Source organism: Photobacterium chitinilyticum, from assembly GCF_004104355.1.
Taxonomy (GTDB): Bacteria; Pseudomonadota; Gammaproteobacteria; order Enterobacterales; family Vibrionaceae; genus Photobacterium; species Photobacterium chitinilyticum.
This window is the reverse complement of record NZ_RJLM01000148.1, coordinates 1-346: the sequence shown is the minus strand read 5'-3', so window position 1 is coordinate 346 and position 346 is coordinate 1. Positions and strand designations below refer to the sequence as shown.

General features: G+C 35.3%; 1 protein-coding gene. It reads left to right on the top strand.

Annotated elements, in window-relative coordinates:
- The first annotated feature begins 231 nt into the window (after positions 1–231).
- Complete coding sequence (locus EDI28_RS28215) at positions 232–345, top strand: hypothetical protein (RefSeq protein ID WP_500048355.1); 114 nt, start codon at positions 232–234, stop codon at positions 343–345.
- Position 346 lies beyond the last annotated feature (1 nt).

Genomic DNA, 346 nt, shown 5'->3' with positions numbered 1-346 from the left:
TTTCAATTATTTGTGGAAACATATCAATTGGTAGAACCTCTGATAAAAGAACGAGATGGATAAAATGAATCACTCACATATTCTTCTGAATTATATGTATCTGCGGGAATAATTTGGAAAACCAGTAGGGATATGCAAGAACAAGGAATATGCAAGAACAAAGAATTTTTATTGGAAACATTCCTTTAATGAATTCCCTATGGAATATACAGAATTGTAATCAATCAAATATTGCAAAGCCCCGGAATTTATTACCGGTCAGAATTGGACCATAACGGAATTTCGGTCTATACGGGCACCATAATATCAGATTGGGGAGGATATCAGATTGGGGAGGCAGGTTAGA